The organism is Capillimicrobium parvum, from assembly GCF_021172045.1.
Classification (GTDB): domain Bacteria; phylum Actinomycetota; class Thermoleophilia; order Solirubrobacterales; family Solirubrobacteraceae; genus Capillimicrobium; species Capillimicrobium parvum.
This window is the reverse complement of sequence record NZ_CP087164.1, coordinates 4134144-4147766: the sequence shown is the minus strand read 5'-3', so window position 1 is coordinate 4147766 and position 13623 is coordinate 4134144. Positions and strand designations below refer to the sequence as shown.

15 protein-coding genes are annotated in these 13623 nt (G+C 70.5%); 7 read left to right on the top strand and 8 right to left on the bottom strand.

All coding sequences use genetic code 11. From position 1 onward, the window contains the following. The first annotated feature begins 162 nt into the window (after positions 1-162). A complete protein-coding gene (locus DSM104329_RS20165) occupies positions 163-1404 on the top strand; it encodes an IS256 family transposase (protein WP_407655851.1) in 1242 nt (413 codons plus the stop codon). A 308-nt stretch (positions 1405-1712) separates the two neighbouring features. On the opposite strand, the gene DSM104329_RS20160 is transcribed toward DSM104329_RS20165, so the two are convergent. From DSM104329_RS20160 to DSM104329_RS20140, 5 genes are read right to left on the bottom strand one after another with little or no spacing between them, the layout of a single operon-like run. Next, a complete protein-coding gene (locus DSM104329_RS20160) occupies positions 1713-2429 on the bottom strand; it encodes a hypothetical protein (protein ID WP_259311645.1) in 717 nt (238 codons plus the stop codon). Next, the gene (locus DSM104329_RS20155; protein WP_259311644.1) at positions 2426-2728 is read right to left on the bottom strand and encodes a non-heme iron oxygenase ferredoxin subunit; all 303 of its coding nucleotides are present in this window, start codon (positions 2726-2728) and stop codon (positions 2426-2428) included. Before DSM104329_RS20155 ends, DSM104329_RS20160 begins: the two co-directional genes overlap by 4 nt. 35 nt (positions 2729-2763) lie before the next feature. After that, positions 2764-3525 carry an SDR family NAD(P)-dependent oxidoreductase gene (locus DSM104329_RS20150; protein WP_259311643.1) on the bottom strand — a complete coding sequence of 254 codons (762 nt, stop codon included), beginning with the start codon at positions 3523-3525 and terminating at the stop codon, positions 2764-2766. A gap of 7 nt (positions 3526-3532) precedes the next feature. Beyond that, a complete protein-coding gene (locus DSM104329_RS20145; RefSeq protein ID WP_259311642.1) occupies positions 3533-3886 on the bottom strand; it encodes a hypothetical protein in 354 nt (117 codons plus the stop codon). A gap of 4 nt (positions 3887-3890) precedes the next feature. After that, positions 3891-5075: an aromatic ring-hydroxylating oxygenase subunit alpha gene (locus DSM104329_RS20140; protein ID WP_259311641.1), complete on the bottom strand. Its 1185-nt coding sequence runs from the start codon at positions 5073-5075 to the stop codon at positions 3891-3893. Positions 5076-5576: 501 nt separating this feature from the next. Here DSM104329_RS20140 and DSM104329_RS20135 point away from each other — a divergent pair. Then, positions 5577-7919 carry an arylsulfatase gene (locus tag DSM104329_RS20135; protein WP_259311640.1) on the top strand — a complete coding sequence of 781 codons (2343 nt, stop codon included), beginning with the start codon at positions 5577-5579 and terminating at the stop codon, positions 7917-7919. A 122-nt stretch (positions 7920-8041) separates the two neighbouring features. After that, complete coding sequence (locus tag DSM104329_RS20130) at positions 8042-8527, top strand: DUF1269 domain-containing protein (protein WP_259311639.1); 486 nt, start codon at positions 8042-8044, stop codon at positions 8525-8527. Here the strand turns inward: DSM104329_RS20130 and DSM104329_RS28970 are convergent. After that, the gene (locus DSM104329_RS28970) at positions 8479-9093 is read right to left on the bottom strand and encodes a lysylphosphatidylglycerol synthase transmembrane domain-containing protein (RefSeq protein ID WP_326924510.1); all 615 of its coding nucleotides are present in this window, start codon (positions 9091-9093) and stop codon (positions 8479-8481) included. The genes DSM104329_RS20130 and DSM104329_RS28970 overlap by 49 nt on opposite strands. Positions 9094-9167: 74 nt before the next feature. Between DSM104329_RS28970 and DSM104329_RS20120 the strand changes: the two genes are divergently transcribed. Continuing rightward, the gene (locus DSM104329_RS20120) at positions 9168-9980 is read left to right on the top strand and encodes an alanine-zipper protein (protein WP_259311637.1); all 813 of its coding nucleotides are present in this window, start codon (positions 9168-9170) and stop codon (positions 9978-9980) included. Between the two features lie 122 nt (positions 9981-10102). Here DSM104329_RS20120 and DSM104329_RS20115 read toward each other — a convergent pair whose 3' ends face one another. After that, on the bottom strand, positions 10103-11386 hold the full coding sequence (locus DSM104329_RS20115; RefSeq protein ID WP_259311636.1) for an amidohydrolase: 1284 nt from the start codon (positions 11384-11386) through the stop codon (positions 10103-10105). Positions 11387-11539: 153 nt separating this feature from the next. Between DSM104329_RS20115 and DSM104329_RS20110 the strand changes: the two genes are divergently transcribed. Further along, positions 11540-12193: a trimeric intracellular cation channel family protein gene (locus DSM104329_RS20110; RefSeq protein WP_259311635.1), complete on the top strand. Its 654-nt coding sequence runs from the start codon at positions 11540-11542 to the stop codon at positions 12191-12193. Positions 12194-12208: 15 nt separating this feature from the next. On the opposite strand, the gene DSM104329_RS20105 is transcribed toward DSM104329_RS20110, so the two are convergent. Continuing rightward, complete coding sequence (locus tag DSM104329_RS20105; protein ID WP_259311634.1) at positions 12209-12940, bottom strand: HAD family acid phosphatase; 732 nt, start codon at positions 12938-12940, stop codon at positions 12209-12211. A 230-nt stretch (positions 12941-13170) separates the two neighbouring features. On the opposite strand from DSM104329_RS20105, the gene DSM104329_RS20100 reads away from it, so the two are divergent. Then, positions 13171-13374 carry a cold-shock protein gene (locus DSM104329_RS20100; RefSeq protein WP_259311633.1) on the top strand — a complete coding sequence of 68 codons (204 nt, stop codon included), beginning with the start codon at positions 13171-13173 and terminating at the stop codon, positions 13372-13374. 36 nt (positions 13375-13410) lie between these two features. After that, a complete protein-coding gene (locus DSM104329_RS20095; RefSeq protein WP_259311632.1) occupies positions 13411-13548 on the top strand; it encodes a hypothetical protein in 138 nt (45 codons plus the stop codon). Positions 13549-13623 lie beyond the last annotated feature (75 nt).

The window sequence follows — 13623 nt, the reverse complement described above, 5'->3', positions numbered from 1 at the left end:
CGCTGCCCCGTCGTACCGGTTGTGGTCCAGGCGGTCGGGGGTTCGGGTCAGGTCGTTAGAAGTGGTGTAGCTGGGGGCTGACGGGCTGGCCGGGACGGTTCCGGCCACCGTGGGCCCGATGATCGTCGGCTTCTGCCAAGAAGTTGACGAAGGGACACCACGATGGCCGGGAAGGACAGTGTGACCGCCCGCGAGGCGGCCGAGGGGGTGCTCGCGCTCGAGCACGCCGATCTGCTGCGCGAGAGCGTGGCGCTGATGGTGCGCGAGATCATGGAGGCCGAGGTCGCGCAACTGGTCGGCGCCGAGCTCGGAGAGCGCGCCCCCGAGCGCCGCAGCGCGCAGCGCAACGGGTATCGCCAGCGGCGCTGGGACACCCGGGTCGGCGAGATTGAGCTGGAGATCCCGCGGTTGCGGACGGGCAGCTATCTGCCGTCGTTTCTGGAGCCGCGGCGGCGCGCCGAGCAGGCGCTGGTCGCGGTCGTCCAGGAGGCCTACGTCAACGGCGTCTCGACGCGGAAGGTCGATCGGCTCGTCGAGCAGATGGGGTTGCGCGGCCTATCGAAGGACCAGGTCAGCCGGATGTGCCGCGGCCTGGACGAGCAGGTCACGGCGTTCCGCGAGCGGCCGCTGGAGGGCGCCTATCCGTATCTGTGGTTGGACGCCAAGATCGAGCGCGTCCGCGAACGGGGCGGGGTGCGCCAGAAGGCGTTGGTCATCGCCTACGCCGTCCACGACAGCGGCCGGCGCGAGGTCATCGGCCTCGATGTCGGCGAGGCCGAGACCGAGGCGTTCTGGACGGAGTTTCTGCACTCGCTGCGCGCCCGCGGCCTGCAAGGGGTGCGCTTGGTCGTTTCCGACGCGCATCAGGGCCTCCGCAACGCGATCGCCCGGGTGCTCGACGCGCCGTGGCAGCGCTGCACCGTGCATTTCCTGCGCGACATGCTGGGCCATGTCGGCAAGGCGCAACAGCCGATGATCGCCACCGCGATCCGCCAGATCTTCAACGCCTCAGACGGCGTCGAGGCCGGCGAGCGGCTTGGCGAGGTCGTCGATCGGCTCCGCGGGCCGGCGCCGAAGGTCGCGCGGTTGCTCGAGGACGCCGAGCCCGAGCTGCTGGCCTTCTACGCGTTTCCCAAGGACCACTGGCCCAAGCTGCGCTCCACCAATCCGCTGGAGCGCATGAACCGCGAGATCGGCCGGCGCTCCGACGTCGTCGGGATCTTTCCCAACGACGCCGCCCTGATCCGGCTGGCCGGCATGGTCCTCATCGAACAGAACGACGAGTGGTTGGTCGCCCGCCGCTACCTCTCCGAGCACTCGCTCAAGCAGGTACTCGACGCTGCGCAGACCGGGCCATCTCCTGCCCATGATCAACAGGAGGTGATCGAGCTCACCGCCGCCTGAGCAGCAGACGATCACACCGACGATCGCGAGCTACACCACGAAACGCGACTTGACTGGGGTTCGAGTCCCCTCGCTCACCCTTTGTGTGATGTCTCGGGACATGGGTCTCACATGTCTCGGGACATCGGTCTCAGTTCGGGGGGCCCGGCCATCGGCCGGGCTCTGTGTTTTGGTTGCGCCAGTAGCTGCGGTTGGGGTCGATGTGGTGGACGGAGAGCACTTCGCCGGTGGTGAGGTGTCAAGCTCCGCTGCCGCGGTGAGCGCGTTGTGGATCTCCTCGGCGCAGTGGCGAACGGTGGATCGAGGCTCTAGGCGCCCGGCCGGGCGAGGCGTGGGATCGTCGTGAGGTCGGAGTCGCGCCATCCCGCAGCTCGCAGGCGCGCGGCCACCCGCGCGATCCCGGCGGGCAGCTCCATCGTCGTGCTCGCCAGCAGGATCAGGTCCGGCTCGAGCGACAGCAGCCGCTCGGTCTGCACGTGCCCGAGCGGATGGGCCTCGTCGTAGACGAGCAGGAGCGGCCGACGCACGCCACCCGCGCCGCGCCGCCGGCGCAAGACATCGAGTAGGGCATCGTCGAGCGCGCTGAAGTCGCTCGTGGACACGGAGAACAACGTTTGCTCCGTGCCCACGCGGCCAAACGTGTCGACCGTCGCGAAGTAGAGCACCGTCGAACGGGCGTCGGTGAGGTCGGCCGCGTCAAGATCCGCGAGCAGCCGCACGGATACATCGTCGAGGAGCGCGCGATGGCGCCGGCCCGCCTGCAGGCCGCCCCAGCTCTTCTGCGCCGCGACCCGGCCGCGCGACAGCCACAACACGACGGGCTTGACGGCCATCGCCGCCTGGACGCGCGCGACCGCCTCGGCGAGAACCACGGTCTTGCCCGACTGCGTCACCGCGGCGAACGCTTGCATGAACGGCAATGGGATCGCGCCCTCCTTGGCGTCGCGTCCGGCTGCGTGCCGCGCGTAGCGCTCTGCGACCTGCGCCGCCGCTCGCTCCTGGAAGTCGAGCAGCGCAGCCGTCACTCGACGATCACCACTTCGTCGCCGAGCACCTCCACCACGTAGGTTCGCAGATCGCACTTCGGCGGACGCGAGACGACCTTGCCGCTCGGGATGTGGAACCGGCCGCGGTGAAACGGGCACGTGACCACGTCGCCCTCGATCGTCCCCTCCGCGAGGGACGCGTCGACATGCGTGCACGTGTCGTCGGTCACGTAGTAGCGCTCGCCGATGTTGAAGACGGCGAGCGGCGCGTACCCGTCGAGCTCGACGCGCTTCACACACCCGTCTGCGACGTCACCGACCCGGCAGACAACCCTCACGTTCCTGCTCTCTCCTCCTGTCTGGACGTCTCCCGTCACCGCGCGACGAACCCGCCGTCGACGGACAGCGCGGCGCCCGTCATGAACGACGCGCCCGGCGAGCACAGCCAGAGCGCCGCAGATGCGATCTCCTCCGGACGGCCCATCCGTCCCATCGGAAGCGCGGCGGTGATCTGCGAGATGATCTCAGGACCCGCCACCGGGTCGGCGTCGACGATCTTGCCGACCAGCGGGGTCTCCGTCGCGCCCGGGCATAGCGCGTTGACCCGCACCCCGCGGTCGGCGTACTCGACCGCAGCGGTCTTCGTCAGGCCGATCACGCCATGCTTGCTCGCGCTGTACGCGGCCATCCCGACGCCGCCCACGAGCCCGAAGTTCGAGGCCACGTTGACGATCGATCCGCCGCCGGTCCGCAGCATCGCGCGGATCTCATGCTTCGTGCACAGCCACACGCCGGTGAGGTTGACGGCGAGTACCTGCTGCCAGTCATGCTCGGCGTACTCGGCCGCCTCGCGCAGCGGACCCTGGATCCCGGCGCTATTGAGGGCGAAGTCCAGTCGGCCGAAGGCCTGCGTGGCGACTCCGACGGCGCGCTCGACCTCCGCCTCCTCGCGGACGTCGAGCCCGACTGAGGCGGCGTCTGCGCCCAGCGCGCGTGCCTCCTGCGCGGTCTGCTCGGCCCCGCCGTGGTCGACGTCGGCGACGAGGAGCCTCGCGCCCTCGCGCGCGAACGCCAGCACGGCGGCGCGGCCGATGCCCGACGCGCCACCCGTGACCAGCCCGACCTTGCCCGTCATCGCGCGGTCAGGTCTTCGCGTGTCCGCCGAGGGCTATGCCCAGGACAGAGTTGTACGCCGGGGTGAAGCGCCGGAGGTCCTCGGGCCCGGTCGTGCCCGTCGGCGCGTAGAACTCGACGGTGTCGGCGATCTCGACGAACGCGGTGGCGAGCAGTTGGAGGCGGCGGTCGTCCGCATCCGGTGTCTCGGCCGCCACGCCGCCAAGGTACTTCATCACCGCGGCGAAGCGCGGCAGCATCGCGTCGTAGAACGCCGTCGCCTCGTCGATGCTCGACGTCAGCCGCTTCTCGATGCGGTCCTCGTCGCGCGGGAGCGCCCAGTCCAGGAGGGGCGCGAGATCGTCGAAGCCGGCGGGAAGCATGCCGCTACCACCGCCCGTCGACGGCGACCGCGCCGTCCATGAGCTCGTGCCAGCTGGCGTGGAAGCTGCGGATCTGCACCTCCTCGTCCTGCAGGAAGAACTCGGACTTCGCGCGCGACGCGAGCCCCGCGTAGACGTTCTGGTGGCCGGCGATGTCCTCCGCCAGCGCGTCGCGCAACTGCGTCTTGCGGTAGTGCTGGACGACGAGTTCGGCCGCGTCCGTTGGCTTCGGGAAGTGGAAGCGGATCTCCCACACCGTCCGATCCACGGCCTGGGGCCAGAAGTTGTAGGTGAACATCATTCCTCCCGGCAGGAACGCGATCACCATGTTCGGGAAGAGCACGTAGAAGTCGAAGAGGCTGTTCGTCGGCAGCTCCAGCGGCGTGATGGGCACCGCGCCGATGAGCTGCTCTACGCCGGCCGGCACGTAGTCCGGGTTGCCGCCGGTCGCCCAGAGCGTGTGACGCCCGAAGCGCTTGAAGTGCGAGAACCGCGTGCAGCCCTCCTCGTTGGTCTCGAGGATGTCAGTGAAGGCGCCATGGACGGGGCCGAGGATGGGCAGGTGGTAGATCTCGTTCTGCGCGTCGATGGCGACCTTCCAGTTGGCGCGCTCCTCGACGTCGTAGCGGAACGTCAGGTGCAGCGCGCCTAGGTCGTGATCGGCGAGCTCCTCGGTCATGCCACCGAGGTACTCCTCGAGAGTTTCCTCCGGCTCGTGCTGGAAGTGGACGAAGATGAAGCCCTTCCAGGTGTCGGTCGCCAGCGGAGAGAGCCCGAGCCGCTCCCGCGCGATCTCGTGGAAGTTGTCCTCGTCGAGGACGCCGCGGAGCTTGCCCTCGAGGTCGTACGTCCACCCGTGAAAGCAGCAGCTGAGGTAGCCGCCGCACTGGCCGCGCTCCTCCCATACGAGCTTGTTGCTCCGGTGGGAGCAGACGTTGTGGAACGCGCGGATGACGCCATCCGAGCCGTGGATGACGAGCACCGATGCCCCACAGACGGCGATCTCCCGGACGAAGTACGAGCCGGGCGTGGGCACGTCGTCGATGCGGCCGACGTTCAGCCATACGCGGCGGAAGATGTGCTCACGCTCGAGCTCCGCGTACTCCGGTGAGATGTAGGGCTCGACAGGCAGCGGTCCGGTGCCCAGATCCGGATACTTCGTCGCCCACCGCTTGAGCTCGCTGGCCACCGCTACCCCTCTCCCGAAGGTCAACGCCGTGTGGCGCGCCATCATAGCGTCACGTCGGGCCAGAAGGGCGACCGACCGCGGGGCCGTGAGCACATCGGCGCGGTTGCGCTCCGGCATGCCAGGTGCATGGATTCCGCGGCGACTTCGCGACGCTCAAACACCTCACCGACGCGGCGGGCATCGACGTGACGTACAAGCTCAACCAGGACGGTGTCGTGACGGACCACTGTCCGTGAGCGCCGCCGTCCGACCGCCGACGCGAGGTGTTGTGGTCCTACCAAATCCGAGGCGAAGCGGACCGGGAAGCGACCGGATCGGGGCTTGGCCGCCCGCGCGGCGACGCGAGGCTGGGGCGATGCCGATCGTCGCCAGGCCAACCGTCCGGCGGCGGATCCGTTTCATCCGTTTGGGAGGATGCGCGCGGCGTGACCCTGCGTGATCGTTGACGCGTCATCGAGCCGCGCGCCGCGGCGGTGGCCGGCCCTGGGAGGGATCACGCAGATGACCAAGCCGTTCAAGGGCACGATCAAGCTCGACGATCGCGACTCGGTCCCGGACTGGGAGGCGTACGTCCAGCCGGTGGCGCCGCCGGGCGCGCCGAGCGTCTTGTACATCGTGCTCGACGATGTCGGGTACTCGGCGATGGAGCCGTGGGGCGGCTTGATCGAGACGCCGAACATCAACCGGCTCGCCGCGTCGGGGCTGACGTACACGAACTGGCACACGACGGCGCTGTGCTCGCCGACCCGCTCGTCGCTGCTGACGGGCCGCAACCACACGACCAACGGCATGGCCTGCATCGCGGAGGCCACCAGCGGCTTCCCGAACGCGAACGGCCACATCCCGTTCGAGTGCGCGACGATCGCCGAGGTGCTCGGTGAGCGGGGCTGGAACACGTACATGCTCGGCAAGTGGCATCTGGTCGCGTCCGACGAGATGAACATGGCCTCGACGAAGCGCAACTGGCCGGTCGGGCGCGGCTTTGAGCGCTACTACGGGTTCCTGGGTGGCGAGACCAACCAGTGGTATCCGGACCTCGTTTACGACAACCACCTGGTCGAGCAGCCGGCCTTGCCGGACGAGGGCTATCACCTCACGACGGATCTCACTGACAAGGCGATCCAGTTCGTCAAGGACGCCAAGATGATCGCGCCGGAGAAGCCGTTCTTCATGTACTTCTGCCCCGGCGCGACGCACGCGCCGCATCACGCCCCGAAGGAGTGGATCGAGAAGTACAAGGGCAAGTTCGACATGGGCTATGAGGCCTACCGCGAGCTGGTGTTCGAGCGCCAGAAGCAGATGGGGATCTTCCCCGCCGGCACCGAGCTGTCGCCGCTCAATCCCTACGCCGAGGAGCAGAGCGTCGACGGCAAGCCCTGGCCCTCGCTCGACGTCGTCCGTCCCTGGGACTCGCTGTCTCAGGAGGTGCGGCGGCTGTTCTCCCGCATGGCCGAGGTCTACGCCGGTTTCCTGTCCCACACAGATCACGAGATCGGACGACTGCTGGACTTCCTGGAAGCGTCGGGGCAGATCGAGAACACGATCATCGTGCTGGTCTCGGACAACGGGGCGAGCGGCGAGGGTGGCCCGAACGGCTCGGTCAACGAGAACAAGTTCTTCAACGGGATCCCCGACAACATCGAGCAGAACCTCAAACAGCTCGACGAGCTCGGATCGCCCGCCACCTACAACCACTACCCGGTCGGGTGGGCGTGGGCGTTCAACACGCCGTTCAAGATGTGGAAGCGGTACAACTTCGAGGGCGGCGTGGCCGACGCGATGGTGGTTTCGTGGCCCGAGGGGATCGCCGCGCGGGGCGAGTTGCGCCACCAGTTCCTGCACGCCACCGACGTCGTCCCGACGATGTACGACGTGCTCGGCGTGGAGATGCCGGAGGTCGTCAAGGGGTACCCGCAGATCCCGCTGGAAGGCGTGAACTTCCGCTCGACGTTCAAGAGTGACGACGTGCCCACGCCGAAGGAGACGGGCTTCTTCTCGATGCTCGGCTCACGGGCGATCTGGCACAAGGGATGGAAGGCGGTGAGCGTGCACCCGACGATCGCCGGCTGGGGCCACTTCGAGGACGATCGCTGGGAGCTCTACAACACCACCGAGGACCCGACCGAGTGCCACGACCTGGCGGCCCAGCACCCGGGCAAGGTCCAGGAGATGATCAACCTCTGGTTCCATGCGGCCGGCCTCTACAATGGACTCCCGCTGCTCGACAGGACGGCGGTCGAGGTCCTCACCGATCCGGGACGCCCCCAGGTCGCGCCGCCGCGCGACCGGTACGTCTACTACCCCGACGCGGCCGAGGTCCCCGAATCGGCGGCCGTCAGCATCCGCAACCGCAGCTACAGCATCGCGGTCGAGGTCGACATCGACTCCGATGACGCGCACGGCGTTCTGTTCTCCCACGGCGCACGGTTCGGCGGGCACTCCCTGTACGTCAAGGACCGCAAGCTCAAGTACGTCTACAACTTCGTCGGCGACAACGAGCAGCGGATCGAGTCCACCACGGAGATCCCGACGGGACGCGTGATCCTCGGCGCTTCCTTCGTGCGCGAAGGCGACGGAATGCCGACCACCGGCACGCTGTCGTTGTTCATCGACGACGCAAAGGTCGGCGAGGGACGGATCATGACCCAGCCCGGCAGCTTCTCGCTCGTCGGCGAGGGCCTGAACGTCGGACGCGACCCCGGCGAGCCCGTCACCGACGACTACGCGGGCACCCACCCCTACCGGTTCACCGGCGGCACCATCACGGAGGCCATCGTCGACGTCTCGGGCGACCAGTATGTCGATCTGGAGATGGACGCACTCGCCATGATGAAACGCGAGTAGCAAAGCCCACTGCTGCTGCTTCCATCCCTCGACCGTCGCGTCGTCGTGGGCCGCACTCCTGCTTTCCATGTCAGCGCCACGGCGGCGCGACGGCCGGGGCGATCTAGGCTCTTCGCTTCAAGATGACCCCGGACCATCACGAGGGTGGGCACGGCGCGACGAGCTTCGCGGCGGTGGTGTTCGAGTCGGTCGCCGCCGCGGAGGAGGCGCTGGTCGCGGTGCGGAAGCTGGGGGCCGAGAAGGAGGTCTCGGTCCACGACGCCGCCGTCGTGGCCCGCACGCAGCGTGGTCGCATCGAGCTTGAGCAGACGCGGAGCGTCGCTGCCGGAGAGGGGCTCGTCGGGGGCGGTGCCGCCGGCCTCGTCGCCGGGGTTCTGCTCGGGGTGCCGGTCGGCGGCGCGCTGATCGGCCTGGTCGGCGGGGCGGTGCTCGGTATGCGGGACACCGGCATCCCCGACCGTCGGCTTCGGAAGGTCGGTGAGGACCTGCGGCCCGGGCAGGCTGTGCTGTGCGTTCTCGTCGACTCGGGGCTCGCGCGGGTGCGTGATGCCCTCGGTCGCTACGGCACCGTGTTCGATGTGGCGCTGTCGCCGGACGCCGCTCCGTAGCGGTGGCGGAACAGCAGGTAGGCGACCCCGCCCACCGGCAGCGGAAGCCAGAAGGAGACCAGGCGGTAGGCGAGCGTCGAGACGAGCGCCTCCTGACTGCCGACGCCCGCGGCGACCAGCATGCCCGTCAGGCCCGCCTCGGCGAACCCGAGGCCGCCGGGGGTGATCGGGATCTGGGCGAGCAGCGCGCCTACGACGTAGGCGAGCAGCACAAGTGACGGGTTCGGGCGCGCACCAACGGCAGCGAGGCAGCAGAGCAGCGCGAGGTAGTCGAAGCCCACCTTGCCGACGGCGCTCGTCAGCGCGACGTACCAGCGCCGCCCGAACGCCTCCTTCATCCGGTCGCGCTGCGCGAGCAGGCGCTCCGGGAGATCCCCCGCCGAAGGCGACCGCCAGGCCGATCCATCCCGGCGCGAGCGCGATGAGTCTGCCGGACCGCACGACGCGGGGGTGATGCGCGCCTCACCGTAGGACGCCGGTCCGCCGGTTTGCCGACGGGGCCCATCGGCCGCATAGTTGCCCGGACCACCCCACGTCGCCCGGAGGTACGAACGATGGCGTCGCATCGCCACGCGCCGGCAGTCGCTGCCGGCCGCATCCTGGACCGTCACCCGGCTCGCAGCATCAGGGGGCACTGAGCGTGTCGACGCTGGAGCCTCCCGCCCATGAGCCGACCCCGCCGGAACCCGCCGGTGAGCCGACCCCGCCGGAAGCAACGAAGCAGGGCGGTCACAGCCCGTGGCTGTGGGTCGCGATCGGGCTCGCGGTGGTCGCTGCCGGCCTCCTGGTCTGGGCCATCGTGACGCGCTCGGACCTCAACGACACCCAGGCCGAGCTCGACAAGAGCACGGCGGCGCAGACCACCGCGGTCGCCGGCTTCAAGAAGGCCTACGACGAGATAACCGCGGAGCTGGGCGCCACTCAGGAGTCGCTCGCCGAGGCCGAGCAGGAGGTCACGGACGCCTCGGCTGCCGCCGACCAGGCGCAGAAGGACGCTGACGCCGCGAAGCAGGACGCCGATGCCGCCGGGCAGCAGGCGCAGACGGCCGAGGAGAAGGCGAAGGCCGCCGAGAAGGCCGCGCAGGAGGCCGAGCAGCGGGCCCGCGACGCCGAGCAGAGCGCCGGCGCCGACACCACCGGCGGGGCCGACGCCGAGAAGGCCCGAGCGGACGCCGAGAAGGCCCGAGCGGACGCCGAGAAGGCGCGGGCCGACGCGGAGAAGGCGGCCTCGCAGGAGGAGGCGACCGCGCAGCAGGCCGCGACGGAGGAGCGCGATCAAGCGGTCAAGGCGGCCGATTCGAAGGCCGAGGTCACCAAGAGCTGCGCCAAGGCGTACGCGTCAGCGCTGGGCTCGCTGTTCGAGGGCGACAGCGTCAAGGCGCAGGCGGACGCCGTCCGCCAACAGCTGGCGGCCATCCGCACGGACTGCAGTGCGGCGCTCGGCGGCTCCTGACGGCCCGCGGCAGGGACGATCATCGCCAACTGGTCATGCCGCGCACCCGGGTGGACGAGATTGCCGATCGTGAGACCTGACCATGTGCGGCGATACGCAGGACCCGGGTGACGTGAGCTCGGTCACGGTTGCGCCTCGGACCCCTCGAGCGCGTCGAGGGCGGCGGCGGTGATCGCCTGCACGCCGGTCTCGAGCGTCGGGTGGATGACCGGGGCGAACCGCGGGTTGTGGTTCGTCGGGATGTCCTGGGCGACCCGTCCGGCCTGCTCGGCTCGGCGGTAGACGTCGGCGTCGGTGCCGCCGACGTACCAGAAGACCGACGGGACGCCCCATTCCGTGCCGAAGGACCCGAAGTCCTCGCTGGCGGAGACCGGTGCGGGGAGCTCGTGCACGCGGTCGTCGCCGAACTGGCCGCGCAGCGCGGCGGCCACGCGGGCGGTGCGGGCGGGGTCGTTGACCGTCAGCGGGTAGTGCTCGGTCATCGTGATCTCCGGCGGCTTGGGCGCGCCCGAGGCGGTCGCTTCGGCCTCGACGATCCGCTTGATCGCGTCCAGCACGTGGGTGCGGACCTGCTCGTCGAACGTGCGGACGTTGAGCTTCAGCAGCGCCTCGTCGGGGATGACGTTGTCCTTCGTGCCGGCCTGCAGGGCGCCGATCGTGACGACCGCGGCCTGGCTGGCGGCGACCTCGCGCGAGACGATCGTCTGCAGGCGCAGGACCGTCGCGGCGGCCATGACGACGGGATCGACGCTGGACTCGGGCATCGAGCCGTGGGCGCCGCGGCCGAAGAGCCGCACCTCGAGGCTGTCGGCGGCGGCCTGCGTGGTGCCGGGCCGGAAGCCGATTGCGCCCGCGGGGGCGGGCATGACGTGCTGGCCGAGGATGACCTGCGGCTTCGGGAAGCGGTCGAAGAGCCCGTCGTCGATCATCGCCCGCGCGCCCTGGGCGGTCTCCTCGGCGGGTTGGAAGACGGCCAGCACGGTGCCCTTCCAGGCGTCGCGGGCGCCGGCGAGCAGTGCCGTCGCGCCGGCCAGCCAGGTGACGTGCATGTCGTGCCCGCACGCGTGCATGACCGGGACGTCGTCGCCGGCGGGGTCGGTCGCCGTCGCGGTGCTGGCGTAGGGCAGGCCGGTCGCCTCCCTGACCGGCAGCGCGTCCATGTCGGCGCGCAGCATCACCGTCGGGCCGTCGCCGTTGGACAGCAGCCCCACGACCCCGGTGCCGCCGACGCCCGTGGTGACGGCATAGCCCGCGGCGCTCAGCCGCTCCGCCGCCTTCTCCGCGGTCCGATGCTCCTGCATCGACAGCTCCGGGTGCGCGTGGACGTCGCGGTAGAGGTCCTCGAGCTCGCCCATGATGCCGTCCAGGCCGGCGAGAGCCGGATTGCTGCGGGTCGGCTCGGCCATGTTCACGCTCCTCCATCGACGATCCGGCCCCGATGCCTCCGCGACCGGCGGTAACGTCTGTCTCTACCCGCCGGGCAATCGCTCGGACCGCCGGCGCGGGTGCGCCGCGCGGCCCCGGTCCGGCCGGGGACCGGGACAACCTCCTGGCTGACGATGGACGTCCCTCACGGCTTCAACCCGACGCTGATCCTCGCGCTGAACCTGGCCGGGACGTTCATCTTCGGTCTCAGCGGCGGGCTCGCCGCGGTGCGGGCCAAGCTCGACCTCTTCGGCATCCTCGTGCTCGCCGCCGTGGTGGGGCTGGCGGGCGGGATCACGCGGGACCTGCTGATCGGCACGCCGCCGGCGACGTTCCGCGACTGGCGTTACCTGGCGGCCGCCGGAGCCGCCGGGCTGGTCTCCTACTTCGCCCGGCCGCAGCTCGAGCGCGTCCAGCGCGGCGTGCTGGTCTTCGACGCCTTCGGACTCGGCCTCTTCTGCGTCACCGGGGCGACGAAGTCGCTCGACTTCGGCCTCGGGCCGGCGCAGGCGATCCTCCTCGGAGCGATCACCGGCATCGGCGGCGGCATGCTGCGCGACGTGCTGCTGCGCGAGGTCCCGACCGTTCTGCGGCACGAGCTCTACGCCATCCCGGCGCTGCTGGGCGCCGGGGTGCTCGTCGCCGCGCAGGAGAGCGGCAGCACCAACCCCGTGTGGCCGGTGCTGGGGGTCGTCGTGTGCGTCAGCGTGCGGCTCGCCGGCCTGAAGTACCGCGTCAACGTCCCGATCGCGCCGAGCGAGCGTGACCGGGGCCAGTCGCGCGACTGACGGGTCCCGTCCCGGTCAGTGGCCGGCGATGACGTAGAACGGGTTGGGCAGCTTGAACGCGCGCCGCGCGTGCCCGCCGGCCAGGTCGCTCTGCTGGTCGCCGACGTTGGCGAGGATCGTGTAGCCGCGCCGTTCGATCCGGGCGCGCGCGCCGCGCTTGAACGGCGTCGTGTCCACGCCGCGCGGTCTGAAGGCGGCGCCCGACCAGCCGCGGTCGTAGCCGGCGGCGCGAAGGTTGCGCAGCGTGGACGCCCGGGCCTGCGGCGAACGGCCGGTGACGAAGAAGACGGCCACGTGGCGGCGACGCGCGTCGCGGTACAGCGCGAGGGTGGAGGCGATGGCGGGGGCGGGCTGGTCGGCGAGCGCCGCGTCGACGGGCCTGGCGCCGAAGTCGCCGGCGGACAGCGTCGCCCAGTTCGACAGCGCCGTCTCGTCGACGTCGAGGACGATCGCGGGGCGGCGGGCCGCGGGCGAGCGACGGGTGAGCTGGCGGCGCAGGAAGCGGCGGGCGGCGCCGTTGACGGTCTCGAGGTCGCGGCGATACCGGCCCGAGTCGTGGTACTCGCGCAACGCGGCGATCAGGCCGGCGCCGTCGCCGGCCTGCAGGCTCGTCGTGTCGTCGAGGATCGGCAGGCCGACGCCGGTCGGCCGGACCGTGGACACCGGCGTATCGGCCTGTGCGGCGGGCGCCGGCAGGCAGGCGATCGCGATGAACGCGGGCAGCGCGAGGCGGCGGAGCGGTGGCATGGCTGGGCGGTCCTCCGCGTCGAACGAGCCGCCGCGACGGGCGGGCGGAGCGGCGGCACGGTAGCGTCTCCCGGCGCGCGGCGGCGCATCCGCCGCGGTCGCCCCGCCGCTATGCTCGGGCGCAAGGGCCGGGCGTCGACCGGCCAGAGCAGTGCTCGCGTTCCCGCAGTCGGCAGCCTCACACGCCTCCGCGTTTCGCCGTGCACAGACCCCAAAGAGAGGGGACACCGATGGCAACCGGAACCGTGAAGTGGTTCAGCGACGACAAGGGCTTCGGCTTCATCACGCCCGACGAGGCCGGCGATGACGTCTTCGTGCACCACAGCTCCATCCGCGCGACCGGCTTCAAGTCGCTCGCCGAGGGCGCGAAGGTGCGCTTCGACGCCGAGGAGGGCCCCAAGGGACTGTCCGCCGCGAACGTCGAAGCGCTCTAGCCCGGTATGGCGTCCAAGGGGAAGAAGAAGACCACCATGGCCAAGCTCCAGCGCGAGAGCCGTCTGCGCGAGCGCCGCCAGGACAAGGAGGCGCGCAAGGTCGCGCGCCGTGAGGCCGTCAGCCGGGGCGAGGCCGAGTGGCTCCAGCCGCCTGCCGACGACGCGCCCGAGTGAGCGCGTCGCGCCATCGCTCACCCGATGGCGCGACGGGGCGAGACGCGGAGCCCGGCCCACCGGAGGAGTAGCGTC

What these genes read in the sequence shown, in the direction of transcription:
- DSM104329_RS20165 (WP_407655851.1), top strand. Translation starts at nt 163, where the DNA reads ATGGCCGGGAAGGACAGTGTGACCGCCCGCGAGGCGGCCGAGGGGGTG.
- DSM104329_RS20150 (WP_259311643.1), bottom strand. Translation starts at nt 3,525, where the DNA reads ATGACGGGCAAGGTCGGGCTGGTCACGGGTGGCGCGTCGGGCATCGGC.
- DSM104329_RS20145 (WP_259311642.1), bottom strand. Translation starts at nt 3,886, where the DNA reads ATGCTTCCCGCCGGCTTCGACGATCTCGCGCCCCTCCTGGACTGGGCG.
- DSM104329_RS20135 (WP_259311640.1), top strand. Translation starts at nt 5,577, where the DNA reads ATGACCAAGCCGTTCAAGGGCACGATCAAGCTCGACGATCGCGACTCG.
- DSM104329_RS20130 (WP_259311639.1), top strand. Translation starts at nt 8,042, where the DNA reads ATGACCCCGGACCATCACGAGGGTGGGCACGGCGCGACGAGCTTCGCG.
- DSM104329_RS28970 (WP_326924510.1), bottom strand. Translation starts at nt 9,093, where the DNA reads ATGCGACGCCATCGTTCGTACCTCCGGGCGACGTGGGGTGGTCCGGGC.
- DSM104329_RS20115 (WP_259311636.1), bottom strand. Translation starts at nt 11,386, where the DNA reads ATGGCCGAGCCGACCCGCAGCAATCCGGCTCTCGCCGGCCTGGACGGC.
- DSM104329_RS20110 (WP_259311635.1), top strand. Translation starts at nt 11,540, where the DNA reads ATGGACGTCCCTCACGGCTTCAACCCGACGCTGATCCTCGCGCTGAAC.
- DSM104329_RS20105 (WP_259311634.1), bottom strand. Translation starts at nt 12,940, where the DNA reads ATGCCACCGCTCCGCCGCCTCGCGCTGCCCGCGTTCATCGCGATCGCC.
- DSM104329_RS20100 (WP_259311633.1), top strand. Translation starts at nt 13,171, where the DNA reads ATGGCAACCGGAACCGTGAAGTGGTTCAGCGACGACAAGGGCTTCGGC.
- DSM104329_RS20095 (WP_259311632.1), top strand. Translation starts at nt 13,411, where the DNA reads ATGGCCAAGCTCCAGCGCGAGAGCCGTCTGCGCGAGCGCCGCCAGGAC.